Genomic DNA, 14968 nt, shown 5'->3' on the forward strand with positions numbered 1-14968 from the left:
CGTTATACTATAACATTACCCCTGTCCACGGCCGGCTCAGGGCTTGCCGATCACCATCGCGATGGCGGCGGCGGCGAACGGGAACGGCACCGAGACGACGCAGCGGAACCAGACGAACCGGGCCGGCATGAACGGGATTTCCCACAGAATCACCCGCTGGAAGGCGAACAGGGCCCAGGCGACGACATAGGCGACCACCTGCGGCACCCCGCCGCCCGACTTCAGCGCCACCGTGCCGATGGAAAAGCCGATCACGGGTCCGCCGGGGGTGGCGGCGCCGGCGACCACGGCGGTCGCAACCCCGAGCCAGCCGCTGTCCGGCCCGAGCCAGCCGGTGATCACCTCCTGCGGGATGATGGCGGCGATGTAGCCGGAGCCGATCACCCCGAGGGCGATGCGCGGCACGATGTTGATGAAGTCCATGGAGCCTTCGCGGAGCGAGGCCTTGAACACCGGTGGGCCGCGGCGGAAGGCGATCAGGCCGACGCCGAAAACCGAGCCCCACAGCAGGATGTCGATCAGAAGCGCCGCGCTCAATTCTCGTCGTCCTTCGCGGCCGGCTGCGGATAGATCCGGACATAGACGAAGCGGCCCAGCGCGCCGGCGAGCACCGGCAGCGGCAGCGAGATCAGGATCCGCCACAGCGTGAAGTCGGTGCCCATGATCGGGATTTCCCAGGCCACCGCGCGGCCGTAGCCGATCAGGGTCCAGCTCACGACCATGGCGATGGTGGCGCCGAAATCGGCGCCGACGGCGAGCAGCGCGCTCGCCACGGGATAGGCGGTGAAGGGTCCGCCCGGCAGGATCGCGCCGAAGGCGGTGCCGATCAAAAGGCCCATCAGCCCGGATTTCGGCCCGAGCGAGCGCGAGACTTTTTCGTGCGGCAGGATTTCGGAGATGAAGGCCCCGAGCAGGCAGCCCGCCAGCACGCGCGGCAGGATGCCGCCGAACAGCGAGAGGTCGTGCGTGAGAATCTCCAGGACACCGTCTGTGCCATCACGCCGCCAGACCAGGCCCGCGCTCACCGCCACCAGCACCGCGATGATGATGGTCGACCAGCCGATCGGCTTGCGCACACGCCCCGGCCGCGGCTCGGACTCCGCGTCCTCGGCAGGCGCCGGATTGTTCGGGGAAGGTTCTGACAACGGCTCGGTCGGATCGAGGGTGATGCCCATTCTGATTAAGGGCGGCGTCCACGCGATGCAAACGATACGATCACAGGCCGATGCGCGCACTGCGCAGGACTAGTTCGGCGAATTCCGCACAGCAAAAAGGCGGCCGCGCATGCGACCGCCTTTTCGTCATTCCGGGGCGCGCGGGGCGCGAGCCCGGAATCCATTTGTCCACGCGGACTGACGCCCGATGGAGTCCGGGATCGGCGCTGACGCGCCGCCCCGGAATGACCAAGAAGCCTTACGCCTTGTCGTACAGGGACTCGACGTATTCCCAGTTCACGAGGTTCTCGACGAACGCCTTCAGATAGTCCGGACGGCGATTGCGATAGTCGATGTAGTAGGAGTGCTCCCAGACGTCCACGCCGAGGATCGGGGTGGCGCCGTGCACCAGCGGATTCTCGCCGTTCGGGGTCTTGGAGATTTCGAGCTTGCCGTTCTTGACCTGCAGCCAGGCCCACCCGGAGCCGAACTGGCCGACGCCGGCCGCCTGGAAGTCCGTCTTGAACTTCTCGAAGCCGCCGAGGTCCTCGTTGATCTTCTTCTCGAGCTTGCCCGGCAGCTTGGTGCCGCCGCCATTGGGCTTCATCCAGCTCCAGAAGTGGATGTGGTTGTAGTGCTGGCCGGCATTGTTGAACACGGCCGGGTTCTTGCCGAACGAGCCCTTGACGATCTCCTCAAGGGACTTGCCTTCCCATTCGGTGCCCTTAAGCGCGTTGTTGCCGTTGGTGACGTAGGCCTGATGATGCTTGTCGTGGTGGAATTCCAGCGTCTCCTTCGACATGAACTGGCCGAGGGCGTCATAGGCGTAAGGGAGTGGGGGCAGCGTAAAGGTCATGGGTTGTTGTCCGCGACTGATGGGGAACTGGCTTAACGGGGAGTCTTATAGAAGGTTCCACCGCCGTTAAATACCGCCAATTTGCGAAAATGGGTGATGCGGCCGATTGGCCGGATTGCATAAAATCGACGCATCGTGGGGCGCGCTTCGACAGGCCGTAAAATATCATTGCCTTTGAGGCGCTTATGGCAGAACGAACGCACCACGGCGCGAGGATGCGAAAGAGAAAGCGATGAGCATCGAGATCGACATTTTGAACGGCGACGCCTCGTGGCGGATCGCGGAGCCGCTGCATCAGGCGGTCTGGGGTCCGCACATGGTCGCGGATAAGCCCTGGGCCCACGTCAAATGGGCCAATGCCGATCTGCGCGTGCTGATCGAGACGCCCGAGGACGGCCTCGTCTGCCACGTCGGCATCTACTTCCGTACCGTCACCTGGAATGGACAGAAGGTTCACATCGGCGGCATCGGCGGGGTCTGCACGCGCGAGGACCGGCGCGGTCGCGGCTACGCGACCATGGCGATCGACGCAGCCATCCACACCATGCGCGCCAACGAGGCGGTCCGTTTCGGGCTGCTGTTCTCCGAACCGGACAATTTTGCGTTCTACCAAGCCCGCAGCTGGCTGCCCTTCAAGGGCGAGGTCTATTGCGAGCAGCCGGAGGGTCGGATCCGCTTCGACTACATGGCGCCCTACGTCTTCAACATCGTCCGCGCGCCGACGCTGGGCACCATCGACCTATGCGGCCTGCCCTGGTGAGCCCTGCGTGAGGGGAGGACTGGCGCGAAGGCGCTGCGCCCTATAAAATGTCGATCGTCATCCAATATTCCGCCCGGTGGACATGACGATCGACGCCTCCGCAGACGCCGCGCCGCCACGTGCACCGGTCGCTTCCCCCATTGCGGGCCTGCTGACGGCGCCGATCCTGCCGACGCTGCTGCGGCTCGCGATCCCCAACATGATCGCGATGGTCGGAAGCACGCTGGTTGCGATTGCCGAGACCTCCTATATCGGCCGGCTCGGCACCATTCCGCTGGCGGCGATCGCGCTGGTGTTTCCGTTTGCGATGCTGACGCAGATGATGAGCGCGGGCGCGATGGGCGGCGGCGTTTCGTCCGCGATCAGCCGCGCGCTCGGCGCAGGCGATCGTGACCGCGCCGCGGCGCTGGCGCTGCACGCCGCCATCATCGGCCTCTGCGGCGGGCTGTTCTTCACGGCGATGATGCTCGCTTTCGGCCGCAGCTTCTTCACGCTGCTCGGCGGACGCGAGCGCGTGCTCGAGGAAGCCAGCGGCTATTCGCAAATGCTGTTCTCCGGCGCGGTCGCGATCTGGCTCGTCAACACGCTGGCCTCGGTGATCCGCGGCACCGGCGACATGCGCCTGCCTTCGATGATTCTGATCGGGGCGAGCGCGCTCCAGATCGCGCTCGGCGGCGCGCTGGGGCTCGGCCTGTTCGGCGTGAAGCAATTCGGCATGCCCGGTGTCGCCGCCGGCCAGTTGATCGCCTTCACCTGCGCGGCGATCTTCTTCGTCTGGTATCTCCTGTCGGGCCGCAGCCGGCTGCCGCTGAAGGTCCGCGCCTTCCATTTCGAACGCGCGATGTTCCTGGACATCCTCAAGGTCGGCGCGGTCGCCTGCCTGTCGCCGCTCCAGACCGTGCTCACGATTCTGATCTTCACAAAGATCCTCGCGACCTTCGGCACCGAGATGCTGGCCGGCTACGGCATCGGCTCGCGGCTGGAATTCCTGCTGATCCCGATCACCTTCGCCTTCGGCATCGCCTCGGTGCCGATGGTCGGCATGGCCATGGGCGCCGGACATGTGAAACGCGCCCGACGTGTCGCCTGGACCGCGGCCGCGGCTTCGGGATTGACCGTCGGCGTGATTGGCCTCGTCGTCGCGCTTGATCCGGCGTTGTGGGTATCGCTCTTCACTGCGGATCCCGGCGTCACCGCGGCGGCGCACAGCTATTTCCACTGGGCGGGGCCGGCCTTCATGTTCTTCGGCATGGGCGTGTCGCTGTATTTTTCCTCGCAAGGTGCGGCGCGCGTCGGCGGTCCGGTGCTCGCCTCCACGGCGCGGCTGCTGATCGTCGCGATCGGCGGCGTCGGTCTCATGACGGCGCAGGCGCAGGCGCCGGCCTGGACCTTGTTCGCGCTGGTCGGCGGCGCCATGGTCGTGTTCGGGCTTTCGACCGCGGCCTCGGTCGCCTTCGCCCGCTGGGGCAAATGAGCGCAGGCAAATGAACGTGGGCGGGATAAACGCGGGAATGTGATTCCATCCAGCGTTGCACTATCCTGCCGGACTGCTATGGAGGCGCCTCAATTTTTGGGGGCCCTTTCCATGTTCGGCAGATTCGCCATCCTTTCCGTCATCCTGGCTGCAATGTTTGGCGCGCCTGCCGCCCACGCGCAGAGCGCCGATGGGACCTGGCTGACGCAGGCCGGCGATGCGCGCGTCAAGATCAGCAAATGCGGCGGCGGCATCTGCGGCCATATCGTCTGGCTGCGCGAGCCCTATGACACCGCGACCGGCCAGCCTGCGACCGACAGCAAGAATCCCAATCCTGCGCTCGCCAAACGCGCGATGATCGGCCTGCCGCTGTTCAGCGGCATGGAGCCCTCAGGGCCGAACAAATGGTCGGGCCAGATCTACAATGCCGATGACGGCAGCACCTATGCGAGCAACGTCTCCGTGACTGGTGCGGATTCGCTGCGGGTCGAAGGCTGCGTCGGCGCGCTCTGCGGCGGCGAGACCTGGACGCGCGCGGGACGCTGAGATCTACGAACTCTCGTGCCCCGGACGCAGCGCGTCCGGGACACGAGAATCCCCTTACCCCACCATCGCCTTCAACGCCGTTGCCGCCGACGCGTAGCCGCCGCGCGCGCCGTCGATGAAATGGACGTGGTCGCTGCGCAGGGCCGACGGCGTGAAACAGGTCATCATCGCGGCGTCCTGCTGGTAGAGGCCGTAGCGCACGATGCCGTCGCGCGCCGCAGCCGCGAGACAGTCGCTCAACGCGCGTTCGAGCTGCGGGGTGCAGTCGAGGATCATGCGCAGGCCATCGTCGTATTTGCGGAAGTCTGAATTCTCGACCACCTGGCGCTTGTAGATGTTTGGCACGAAGCCGCCGACGTTGAGGTCGAAACGCATGATCAGATAGACGAACAGCGTGTAGGCCAGGACGCTGGCGCGACGCGCAATCAGCGGGCCGCCACGCCTGGTGCGGGCTTCGAATTCCAGCCCCTGCGGCGGCCATTTCAGCGGCGGCCCCTGCGGCGGCACCGGGCGGCCGCCATCCGGGCTGCGCTCCACGAGATGGATGATGTCCTCGATCACCTTGCGGAAGGCGTCCGGATCGGCACCGCGCGCCGGCATCACCAGCACCGACAGGATCAGGCCGCGCGCGGCCGGCATCACCTCGAAGCGGCACGACAGGCCGGAAAGATCGGGCTGCGTGCCCGCCGGCGCTTCGGCGACCGCGAACTCGCCGCGCTTCATGGCGGCGTCGGCCCAGGCGAGCCCGCCGCCGGAAAACATCGCATAGGACAGATTGGCCGACGGACCGAAGCGAGCGACGCGGACGTCGAGCCCTTGCGCGCGGATCGCACTCACCGGCACCAGCGCGACGCGCATCTTCAGATCGAGATCTTCCCGCACCCAGGTCGCGGTCGCGGCCAGCGCGTCGCGGGCGTGTTCGACATCGGAAGGCGCAACCGCAAAGCTCGCGCCGTCGCCGCCGAACACGAAGGGGAATTCGCGCCCCTCGAGCGCGTTGGTCACCGCTGCGATCACGGCGGCACCGGCCATGTTGACCGCCTTGTAGCGCTGCGCCGCAATCGCTTTGGTGGAATCGACGATGTCGGCGACGCCGATGCTCCAATCATCCGGAAGCGGCGCATAGAGCGCGGGGTCCATCAGGCTGGTGAAGCCGCGGAAGACGGGAATGCCGCCGTAGAAGGATTCGCCTGATGTCATCGGGTGATGCCGGATGGTTGGGAAGCGCGTCCGAGGAAAGATACGAGGCAGGATCGATCCGGGTTCGCCGGCCGGCGCCCTCTTTCGATTCCCGATCATTGGCCGAAATGCACCCGGACAACAAGATCGCGGCGCGCCGCAAATGCCGCAGTCCGTCATTGATCGGCGTCAAACAGCCGGCCGGAAGAGCGGCTATGGTCGGGGCATCTCCAGAGATTACATGGGATGATCGAAGTGCCCGACTTCGGCAACAAGGACTCGAACGTTCCGGTGCGCCGGCGCACGGGGCTCGATCCGGTCAGCGCGGTGAAGATGCCGGAGCGACTGACCGCGACCGTCGATGCCTGGGCTGAAGCTCATCACCTGTCGCGTTCGGCTGCGATCTGCAAGCTGGTCGAGCTGGGCCTGAAGGTTGCGCCCCCGGCATTCACGTCGGATCCGCCAGTCGTATCCGACGCCACCAGGATCGAGGCGCTGGCCGTGCACGAGATCGAGCGGCTGCTCGACCCCGCATTGCCCACGGACGAACGCGAACGCCGCATCCGCCGCCTGACCGAAGGGCCGCCGGAATTTTCACACGACCGGATTGATCTGCCGAAGCAAGCGACGTGAACGCCTAGTGCAGCTTTTCGTCCTCGCGCTTGCGCAAGGCCTCGAGCGAGGCGTCGTGGCAGCCGACGAGGCGCACGAATTGCTGCGGATACATCTGATAGCCGTGACTGCCCGAATTCTGATTTGTCATCGGCGTGCAATGGATGTCGTCCGGCTTCGCAAGAGGCTGCTCGGTCCGACTCTGATTTGAAGCGGTCATGCTTTGCGCGGCCATCGACTGCTCCCCTTCGATTAGGGCAGATCGATTGACGTAACCCAATCGATTGCGGGGCATCTTACGACCAAATCCGGCTCGATGTCATTGTGCCGGATCAACTCAATTGTGGCGGCGGAGTTCCGCTTACGCCGTATTCCCCGCGTCGATCGTGAACACGGTGCCGGTGACGTTGCGGCCGCCCTCGCCCAGCAGATATTCGACCATGCGCGCGACATCGTCGGTCTCCGGCAGGCGACGCAGCGCGCTGCGGCCGGCGATGCGCTTGCGCCCTTCGTCGGAGAGATTGTTCGTCAACTCGGTGTCGATGAAACCGGGCGCGATCGCGTTCACGGTGATGCCGAGCTTGCCGACCTCGCGCGCGAGCGAGCGGGTGAAGCCGGTGGCGGCGGCCTTGGTCGCGCCGTAGACGGACAGGCCGTTGTAGCCCGTGGTCGCAATGATCGAGGAGATATTGATGATGCGGCCGGCGCCGTCCGCCATCATCTGGCGCGCGACATACTTCGTGAGGATGATCGGCGACAGCACGTTGAGCTGCACCAGCGCCTCGATCTCGGAATTGTGCATGGTGGCGAGCAGGCCTTCGGTGCCGAGGCCGGCATTGTTGACGAGGCCGTAGATCGGGCCGAACTCGTCGCGGATAAGCTTCGCGAACGCCGGGATCGCGTCGATCACGGCGAGGTCGCAGGCGCGGAAATGCAGGCGCCCTTCGGAGAGGCCGATCGCCGCCCTGAGCTCGTCGCTCTCGCGCCGTGCCGCCGCAATCACGTTATAGCCGGCATCAGCCAGCCGCCTGCCGATCGCAAGGCCGATGCCGCGGCTGCCGCCGGTGACGAGGACATTATGCATCGGTGCGCGCCAGTTTTCCGGCCGGGGTGACGTCGAGCGCCTCGACGAAGCGGATCACCGCCGGCACTTTGTGAGAAGCAAGCTGCGCGCGGCACTGATCCAGGATCTGGTCGCGGATCTCCTTTGCCCGCGCCTGATCGGTGCCGTCGGCGAGGATCACGTCGGCGACGACGATGCCGCCGGTGATCGGGCTGCGGCGCGATTTCGCCCGCGACATCCGCACGTTGGCATGGCGGTTGATGACCGCCTCGATCTCCTCGGGGTGAACCTTCAGCCCGCCGATATTGATGATGCCGCCGCGGCGGCCGACGAAATAATAGCGGTCACCGCGCAACTCGACGATGTCGCCGCTGTCGACGAACCCGTCGTCATCGGTGAGCGCGGCCGCATTGCGGCCGATGTAAGCACGCGCCGTGCGCGTCGAACGGATGCGCAGCGAGCCGTCCACGACCTTCATCTCGACGCCGTTGCGGTTACCAAGATAATTTGCCGGAAAGCCCTCCAGCCCGTCATTGACGGCAAAGCCGACACCGGCCTCGGTCGAGGCGTAGGCGTGACCGACGGAGGAATTGGGGAACGCGACTTTCAGGCCGTCGAGCACCGCCTGGTCGGCGATCTCGCCGGACAGACGGACGTATCCCGGCGCGAACTGTGCAGCCGAGCCGCTCATCAAGAGCTTGCGCCAATGCGATGGCGTGCCGGAGATATGGGTGACGCCGCGCGCGTTCAGCCGCGCGACGTGGTCGCCGAGCGCTTCATGCGGATCGGACAGCACCATCGAGCCGCCGGAGAGAACCGCGCGCAGGAAGATCTGCAGGCCGCCATAGCGGCGAATGTCGTAGAATGTCGCCCAGACCGGCGCGGGTCCGCGCGCGGGACCTTCGGCGACGATGGCGCCCGTCAGTGCTTCCAGCGTATGGCCGGCGATTTTTGGTACGCCCGACGTGCCGGACGTCAGCATCAGCCATTCCGTGGCGCGTTCGGTCTTGGCCGACGCTGTGGCCTGAAGCGGCAATTGCGCGGCGACGACGAGCGCGACCGCCTTTGCGGCCCATTGAGCGGGCTCGTCGCTGACGACGGCATCGATCTCGGCATCCGCGATCAGCGCGTCGAGATGGTCGGGATTGAGATCGGGCGGGCACAGCAGCATGCGCCGCACAACACCGTCGAGCTCGATCATGGCGAGGCCCGATTTGAGCTGGTCCGACAACTTCAGCAGGACCGAGCGGCCCGCCAGCTCACGCAGGCGGCCGCCCAGAACCGTATGCCCCAGCACGTCCGTCAGCGACACCACATGATGGGCGTCGGAGATCGTGCGGCCCTCGAGCTCCGGGCTCAGATAGTCGCGGAGCGCAAAAATCTCACGCGGGGACATTTTCGTAGGCCCGCACGAAATCGCCCACGGTGGCGGGGAACGCAGCGTCCTCGGAAATGGTGAAGGGATCGACGCCGGTCTCGTCCTCGAGGCGCGCCACCAGAATTGCGAAGGCGAGGGAATCGAAACCCGTCTCGTGCAGCGAAAGATCGTCCGAGAGTGCGGGAAGCGTGACGTGCTGCTCCTTGGCGATCCGCTGGATCGCTTCGATGACCTTAGACCTTACCGACATGGCTGGCTCGCTCTTGTTATTGATGGTTCGTGTTACGGCGGCTCTTGATGACCGCCTCCCCATGGCCCGTGTTGTTTACCCGACAGAAGTAAATGGCTTCTTGGACAATTCAGATAAAATTGGACCTATCTGGCGGATTTTGCTGCGGCTAGAGCCTGATCGCGCCATCGATGATCCCTGCGTACACGTCCGTGTCCAACGCAACATAGGCGCCGGATTTCGGGTCGAGCATGAACAGCGGATCGCTTATCAGCCCCGGATCAAAGCCCTCCCGGGCCAGCTCGCCCTTCTTCTGCTTGAACGTCTCGGTCGCATCGAGCTCGCGCGAGATACGGACGAAGACTGGGCGGGCGTAAACCGGCAAGCGCTGCGCCAGATGCGCAGGCAGCGCTTCGATATAAAACCCCTCGTTCACGACGATGGCACTCATGCCGGCGCGGCCATCGGCGCCGGGGATGCTGACGCCGCAGGTGGTGGCATCGATCACGCCGGTGAAATCGCGCACGGCGTCGTTGACCTCCGATGTCGCGACGTTCTCGCCCTTCCAGCGAAAGGTGTCGCCGATGCGGTCGACGAAATGGAAGAAGCCCTTGTCGTCGAGCCGCATCAGATCGCCGGTGCGGAACCAGGCATCGCCCTTGGCGAAGACGTCGCGCAGAATCTTCTTCTCGGTCTCGCCGGCGTCGGTATAGCCCTCGAAGCGGCCGCCGCCTTCATCGGCGGTGCCGATGCGGCCGATGGCTTCGCCGGCCTCGCCCCTGGCGCAGGCAATGCAAAATCCCTCTTCGTTGCGCAGCGGCGCACCGCTATCAGGGTCGAGCTTGACGAGCCCCGCCGGAAAGCGATGCGCGAGCAGCGGCGGAACGCGGCCGATCGCGCCCGGCTGGCCCTCGACGTTGAACAGTGAGAAATTGCCTTCCGTCGCCGCATAGAATTCGAGGATGCGCGGAATGCCGAAGCGGTTCTGGAAATCCTCCCAGATGTCGCCGCGCAGGCCGTTGCCGCAGACGAGCCGCAGGCGGTGACGGTTCTCGTATTCGGACGGCGCCGCCTTCAGAAGGTAGCGGCAGAGCTCGCCGATGTACTGGAACAGCGTGCAATCGTGCCGCACGATGTCGGGCCAGAAATTCGAGGCCGAGAATTTTTCCGCGATCACCACCGAGCCGCCGGCGGCGAGCATGCTGCACGGGGCGACAATGCCGCCGACCGAGTGGAACAGTGGCAGGCAGTCATAGAGCCGGTCCTGCGGCGTGGCGCCGGTGAGGCCGGCGAACCAGAAGCCCCAGTTGAGGATGCGGCGGTGGCTGATGCTCGCTGCCTTCGGCAGGCCGGTGGTCCCGGAGGTGTAGATCAGCAGGGCCCGGTCGTTGATCGTCACGTCGCCATGCTCGTCCGGCGAGAGCGGCCCGTCCTCAAGCGCGGCAAGTGCGACGTCGATCGCGCGCTCGCTGCGGGCATCGCCATGGGTCCAGACTTTTGCTTCTGTCTTCAGGTGCGGCGACGCGCCGTCCAAGGCTCCCATGAGCTCGTGCGCGACGATGACGTGCGACGGCCTGGCGACATCGACGCAATGCGCCAGCGACGGGCCGACGAGTTTGGTGTTGATCAGCGCGACCACACCGCCGACCCGGCTGATGCCGAGCCATGCGGCAACATAGTCGATGCCGTTCGGCATGATCAGCGCGACGGTATCCCCCTTGGCCACGCCGATCGAGCGCGCCCAGCGCGCATAGCGGTTGATGCGCTTCGCGAGGCCTGCGTAGTCGATCGTCGTCTCATCTGCGACCAGCGCGGTGCGAGCGGGCTGACGCTGCGCCCAATCGTCGACGACGTCGGCGAACAGTCGGCCCGGCAGCGTCTCGATGCGCGCGGTGAGCTCGATCGCCTTCAGCCAGATCTTTGAAGCCGAAGGTGCGCGCGCGACTTTCGGTTGCTCGATGACGCCGGTGGTCATGCCGTCCATTCTTTCGGAACGTATCTGCTGCTTCCCGAGCTTAGCTCGCCCGCCCTGCCCAGGTGTTAAGAGACAAGGTAAAGTCAGGTTAGTACGTGATTAACTCTAGCCATCCGACGCGGGCGAGTTCGGCGGCATGCAGACGACGGAGACTGAGCGCTGGCGCAAGGTGGTCGAGTTTGTCGGGGATCAGCACGGGGTAGCGATCCGGCCTCGCCGAGGCTAGGCGCTTCCTGGTAAACGGGCTATGCTTTTCTACCCTGCGTTGTCATGGCTACGAAAGGGAGGCGTCCCGTGGCTCTCGATCCGTCAGAGTTTCCGGTCCAGGCCGCCCCGTTCGAGCAGCCCCTGAAGAATTTCGCCGGCCGCGCGAAGGGTGGGCAGGCCAGAGTGGTTGCGATCGGCTCGTCGACCACGGCGGGCGAAGGAGGCATCGCTCCCTATCCGCAACGGCTGCTGGCGGATCTTCGGATCAAGTTTCCAAATGTCGGAATCGAGGTGATCAACCGGGGCGTCGGCGGCGAAGACGCTCCCTTGGAGCTGAAGCGGTTCGCCCATGACGTCTTCGATCTGAATCCCGATCTCGTCATCTGGCAGGTCGGCACCAATTCAGTGTGGCAAGCCGGAGGTCCCTCGTTCGCGGACACCACGAAGGCCATCCGTAAAGGTGTCGACCAACTGCTCGGCGCGAAGCGGATCGACGTGATCCTGATGGACCTTCAATATGTGCCTGCGGTGCTGACACCGGCCAAGCGCAAAAAGGCGAACGCCATGGTGGAGGCGATCAGCCGGATCGCGCACAAGAAACGGATCAACGTCTTCCGCCGCTTCGCGCTGATGAAGAGCTGGCACGAGGTCGCAAGGATTTCGTTCGACCGTTTGGTCGACCCGGGCGATGACACCAGGCTGCACGCCAGCGACTGGACCACGGACAAGATGACCTGGCAATTGACCGACGCGATCTTCGCGGCTGCCAACAAGGTGCCTCACGGCACCTAGTTCTGCATGCTCCGCCGGATTCGCAGCTGAACGGGTGGTGGGCGCTAGCCGCCTCGCCTGTAGCGTGGGCGCAGCGGCGCAACGTTCACCGGATAATACGGATTGAGATCGCAGGTCGCGGCGCGGCCCGACGCCGTGGCGCGGCACTGCGGCAGCGACGTGAAGGAGCAATCGTACCACTCTCCGCCGCCACCGTTCGCGCCGGAATAGACGTGCATGCAGACGGGATAGCTGGGATCAAAGGTCTGCGCATGCGACGGCGCAGCCGCGGTCAGCGCGCCGACGGTGATGATCAGCGCGGAAGAGAAACGCATGAGGGATGTTGCTGCGCGCCGCATAGCCAACAACTACTGCACCTTCTTGTGACGCTTGCGCGGGGGCGGCGGCGGCTCGTTGTAGGCGTAATAGGGATTGACGTCACAGCTCGCCGCGCGGCCCGACGCCGTGGCCCGGCACTGCGGGATCGAGGTGAAGGAGCAGTCGTAATAGTCGCCGCCACCGCCCCGGCCGCCCGCAGTATAGACGTGCATGCACACCGGATAGCGCGGGTCATAGGTCTGGGCGCCGGCATCTGCCGCCACGAACAGCGCGGCAATCGCGGTGAGGGTCAGGAGAGGCAGGCGCATGGAGACGTCCTCGAATCGATGGCGGCGTCGAATCTCGTGCCGACGTCCTCCTATGGCATAACACCACGCCGGAGGCGACTGTTCCTCCGGCGGATGACGGCAAGGTGAGCGGGGTGCGCTGCGCGCGCTACCCGCCCAGCCCTTGCAACACCAGCCGGTTCAGCCTTGCCGCAAACGCGGCGGGGTCTTCGGGCAATTCGCCGTCCAGGATCTGCGCCTGTTCGAACAGGAGCAGGCTGAGATCGTCGACCGCCCTGGAGCCGGCCTGCGCCCTGGTGATCGCCGTCACCAGCGGATGGCGCAGATTGATCTCGAGGATCGGCTTGGTGCGCATGCCGCGGTTCTGCTGCGACAGAATGCGCTCGAGCTCGCGGCTCGGGCCCTGGCTGTCGGCGACGAGACAGGAGGCAGAACTGGTGAGGCGCGTCGAGACCTTGACGTCGCTGACGCGCTCGCCGAGCGCGGCCTTGATCACCGCGATGGTGGCGGCCTCGTCGGCTTGCGGCTCGTCCTTCTTCGCCTCGTCGGCCTCGTCGGTGCGCGGGATCAGGTCGAGATTGAGATCGCCCTGGCTCAGCGATTTCAGCGGCTTGCCGTCAAACTCCGATGGCATCGAGGTCCAGAAGGCATCGACCGGATCCGACAGCAGCAGCACCTCGATGCCGCGCGCGGTCGCGGCTTCCAGCCGCGGATTGGACTTCAGCCGCTCGATGCTGTCGCCGACGAGATAATAGATCTCGGTCTGGTTCGGCTTGAAACCGGCGATGACGTCCTTCAGCGACCGCTTCTCGCCCGAGGTGGTGGTGAATCGGGACAGGGACAGCAGCTTTTCGCGCCGCTCGAAATCCTCGTAGATGCCTTCCTTCAGCACTGCGCCGAAGGCGTCCCAGATCATGGCAAAATTCTCCGGGTCCTTGTCGGCAAGGCTTTCGAGCTCGGACACGACCCTGGTCGCCACGGCCTTGCGGATCTGCGCGAGCTGCGGATTGTTCTGGAGCATCTCGCGCGAGATGTTGAGCGGGAGATCTTCGCTGTCGACCACGCCCCGGATGAAGCGGAGATAGCCCGGCAACAGATCGGCATCGTCGGTGATGAAGACGCGGCGGACGTAAAGCTTCACCCGGCCCTTGCGGTTCGGCTCGAACAGGTCGAACGGCTTCGTCGACGGCGCGAACAGCAGCACGGCGTAGGAATAGCGGCCCTCGGCGCGGTAGTGCAGCGTCATCGCGGGATCGTCGAAGGCCGATGCAATCTGCTGATAGGCCTTCTTGTAGTCCTCGGCCGTCAGCTCGGACTTGGAGCGCTGCCACAGCGCGCTCGCCGAGTTGATCTGGCGCGGCTCGCCCTCTTCCGGCACCAGCTCGATAGGGAACAGGATGTTGTCGGAATAGGCACTGACGACGCGCTCGATCTCGTAGGTCTCGAGATACTTCTTGGCGTCGTCCTTCAGGTGCAGGACGATCTCGGTGCCGCGTGCGACGCGCGCCGCTTCCTCATCGCTGGCGCGCGCGATCTCGAAGCCGGAGCCGCCGGAGGACGTCCAGCTCCACACGTCGCTCTCGCCGGCACGCCGGCTGACGACGACGATCTTCTCGGCGACCATGAAGGCGGAATAGAAGCCGACGCCGAACTGGCCGATCAGGCCGAGGCCGTCCTTGGCCTCCTTCAGCTTCGAGACGAACGCCTTGGTGCCGGAGCGGGCGATGGTGCCGAGATGGTCGATCAGCTCCTGGCGCTCCATGCCGATGCCGTTGTCGGCGATCGTGAGCGTTCCGGCCGTCTTGTTCGGCATGATCCGGATCTTGAGCGCGTCGCCCTCGCCCAGCAGCGCCGGGCTGGCGATGGCTTCATAGCGCAGCTTGTCGCAGGCGTCCGATGCGTTGGAGACGAGCTCGCGCAGGAAGATGTCGGTCTCGGAATAGACGGAGTGCACCATCAGGTGCAGAAGCTCGGAAACCTCGGCCTGGAAAGGCTGCGTATGCGCGGCCGTATCTGACGTCGTCATGCGTTTACCCGGTCAATCAAAGGGGGAAGAAACCCGGCATATAACGCGATGGGATAGGGGATCAAGTGGACGTGAAATATCGCCCTCCCGGCGGGAAGGCGATTTGCCCGTG

Annotated in this window: 17 protein-coding genes; 5 read left to right on the forward strand and 12 right to left on the reverse strand. The window is 65.2% G+C overall.

Annotated elements, in window-relative coordinates:
* Positions 1-36 precede the first annotated feature (36 nt).
* The 3 genes from OWC48_RS42255 to OWC48_RS42265 form a co-directional block, all read right to left on the reverse strand.
* On the reverse strand, positions 37-537 hold the full coding sequence (locus OWC48_RS42255; protein ID WP_282525308.1) for a hypothetical protein: 501 nt from the start codon (positions 535-537) through the stop codon (positions 37-39).
* Entirely contained in the window at positions 534-1145 is a 612-nt protein-coding gene (locus tag OWC48_RS42260; RefSeq protein ID WP_247315803.1) for a permease, read from the reverse strand. Before OWC48_RS42260 ends, OWC48_RS42255 begins: the two co-directional genes overlap by 4 nt.
* A 268-nt stretch (positions 1146-1413) precedes the next feature.
* A complete protein-coding gene (locus OWC48_RS42265; protein WP_028148125.1) occupies positions 1414-2010 on the reverse strand; it encodes a superoxide dismutase in 597 nt (198 codons plus the stop codon).
* A 232-nt stretch (positions 2011-2242) separates the two neighbouring features.
* Here OWC48_RS42265 and OWC48_RS42270 point away from each other — a divergent pair, with 232 nt between their 5' ends.
* The 3 genes from OWC48_RS42270 (at position 2243) to OWC48_RS42280 (ending at position 4790) form a co-directional block, all read left to right on the forward strand.
* The gene (locus OWC48_RS42270; protein ID WP_282525309.1) at positions 2243-2770 is read left to right on the forward strand and encodes a GNAT family N-acetyltransferase; all 528 of its coding nucleotides are present in this window, start codon (positions 2243-2245) and stop codon (positions 2768-2770) included.
* A gap of 82 nt (positions 2771-2852) precedes the next feature.
* Positions 2853-4244 (forward strand): MATE family efflux transporter, encoded by a 1392-nt coding sequence (locus OWC48_RS42275; RefSeq protein WP_282525310.1) that lies wholly within the window; start codon positions 2853-2855, stop codon positions 4242-4244.
* Positions 4245-4355: 111 nt separating this feature from the next.
* Positions 4356-4790 carry a DUF2147 domain-containing protein gene (locus OWC48_RS42280; protein WP_282525311.1) on the forward strand — a complete coding sequence of 145 codons (435 nt, stop codon included), beginning with the start codon at positions 4356-4358 and terminating at the stop codon, positions 4788-4790.
* 54 nt (positions 4791-4844) lie between these two features.
* On the opposite strand, the gene OWC48_RS42285 is transcribed toward OWC48_RS42280, so the two are convergent.
* Entirely contained in the window at positions 4845-5990 is a 1146-nt protein-coding gene (locus OWC48_RS42285) for a DUF3095 domain-containing protein (protein ID WP_282525312.1), read from the reverse strand.
* Between the two features lie 225 nt (positions 5991-6215).
* Here OWC48_RS42285 and OWC48_RS42290 point away from each other — a divergent pair, with 225 nt between their 5' ends.
* On the forward strand, positions 6216-6602 hold the full coding sequence (locus OWC48_RS42290) for a hypothetical protein (RefSeq protein WP_282525313.1): 387 nt from the start codon (positions 6216-6218) through the stop codon (positions 6600-6602).
* Positions 6603-6606: 4 nt separating this feature from the next.
* Here the strand turns inward: OWC48_RS42290 and OWC48_RS42295 are convergent, their stop codons facing one another.
* The 5 genes from OWC48_RS42295 to OWC48_RS42315 form a co-directional block, all read right to left on the reverse strand.
* Positions 6607-6816, reverse strand: a complete 210-nt coding sequence (locus OWC48_RS42295) for a hypothetical protein (RefSeq protein WP_282525314.1) — start codon at positions 6814-6816, stop codon at positions 6607-6609.
* Positions 6817-6942: 126 nt separating this feature from the next.
* Entirely contained in the window at positions 6943-7665 is a 723-nt protein-coding gene (locus OWC48_RS42300) for an SDR family NAD(P)-dependent oxidoreductase (RefSeq protein WP_282525315.1), read from the reverse strand.
* Positions 7658-9040, reverse strand: a complete 1383-nt coding sequence (locus tag OWC48_RS42305) for a class I adenylate-forming enzyme family protein (protein WP_282525316.1) — start codon at positions 9038-9040, stop codon at positions 7658-7660. Before OWC48_RS42305 ends, OWC48_RS42300 begins: the two co-directional genes overlap by 8 nt.
* Positions 9027-9272, reverse strand: a complete 246-nt coding sequence (locus OWC48_RS42310) for an acyl carrier protein (RefSeq protein ID WP_282525317.1) — start codon at positions 9270-9272, stop codon at positions 9027-9029. Before OWC48_RS42310 ends, OWC48_RS42305 begins: the two co-directional genes overlap by 14 nt.
* 148 nt (positions 9273-9420) lie before the next feature.
* The gene (locus OWC48_RS42315) at positions 9421-11235 is read right to left on the reverse strand and encodes a long-chain-acyl-CoA synthetase (protein WP_282525318.1); all 1815 of its coding nucleotides are present in this window, start codon (positions 11233-11235) and stop codon (positions 9421-9423) included.
* Positions 11236-11520: 285 nt separating this feature from the next.
* Between OWC48_RS42315 and OWC48_RS42320 the strand changes: the two genes are divergently transcribed.
* On the forward strand, positions 11521-12225 hold the full coding sequence (locus tag OWC48_RS42320; RefSeq protein WP_282525319.1) for an SGNH/GDSL hydrolase family protein: 705 nt from the start codon (positions 11521-11523) through the stop codon (positions 12223-12225).
* A gap of 44 nt (positions 12226-12269) precedes the next feature.
* Here the strand turns inward: OWC48_RS42320 and OWC48_RS42325 are convergent, their stop codons facing one another.
* The 3 genes from OWC48_RS42325 to htpG form a co-directional block, all read right to left on the reverse strand.
* Positions 12270-12539 (reverse strand): DUF3551 domain-containing protein, encoded by a 270-nt coding sequence (locus OWC48_RS42325; RefSeq protein WP_282525320.1) that lies wholly within the window; start codon positions 12537-12539, stop codon positions 12270-12272.
* Positions 12540-12572: 33 nt separating this feature from the next.
* Positions 12573-12851 carry a DUF3551 domain-containing protein gene (locus tag OWC48_RS42330; protein ID WP_282525321.1) on the reverse strand — a complete coding sequence of 93 codons (279 nt, stop codon included), beginning with the start codon at positions 12849-12851 and terminating at the stop codon, positions 12573-12575.
* A gap of 127 nt (positions 12852-12978) precedes the next feature.
* Positions 12979-14856, reverse strand: coding sequence for a molecular chaperone HtpG (htpG, locus tag OWC48_RS42335; protein ID WP_282525322.1), 1878 nt, complete (start codon positions 14854-14856; stop codon positions 12979-12981).
* Positions 14857-14968: the final 112 nt, after the last annotated feature.

The organism is Bradyrhizobium sp. Arg816 (assembly GCF_029989365.1).
In the GTDB taxonomy this organism is placed as follows: Bacteria; Pseudomonadota; Alphaproteobacteria; order Rhizobiales; family Xanthobacteraceae; genus Bradyrhizobium.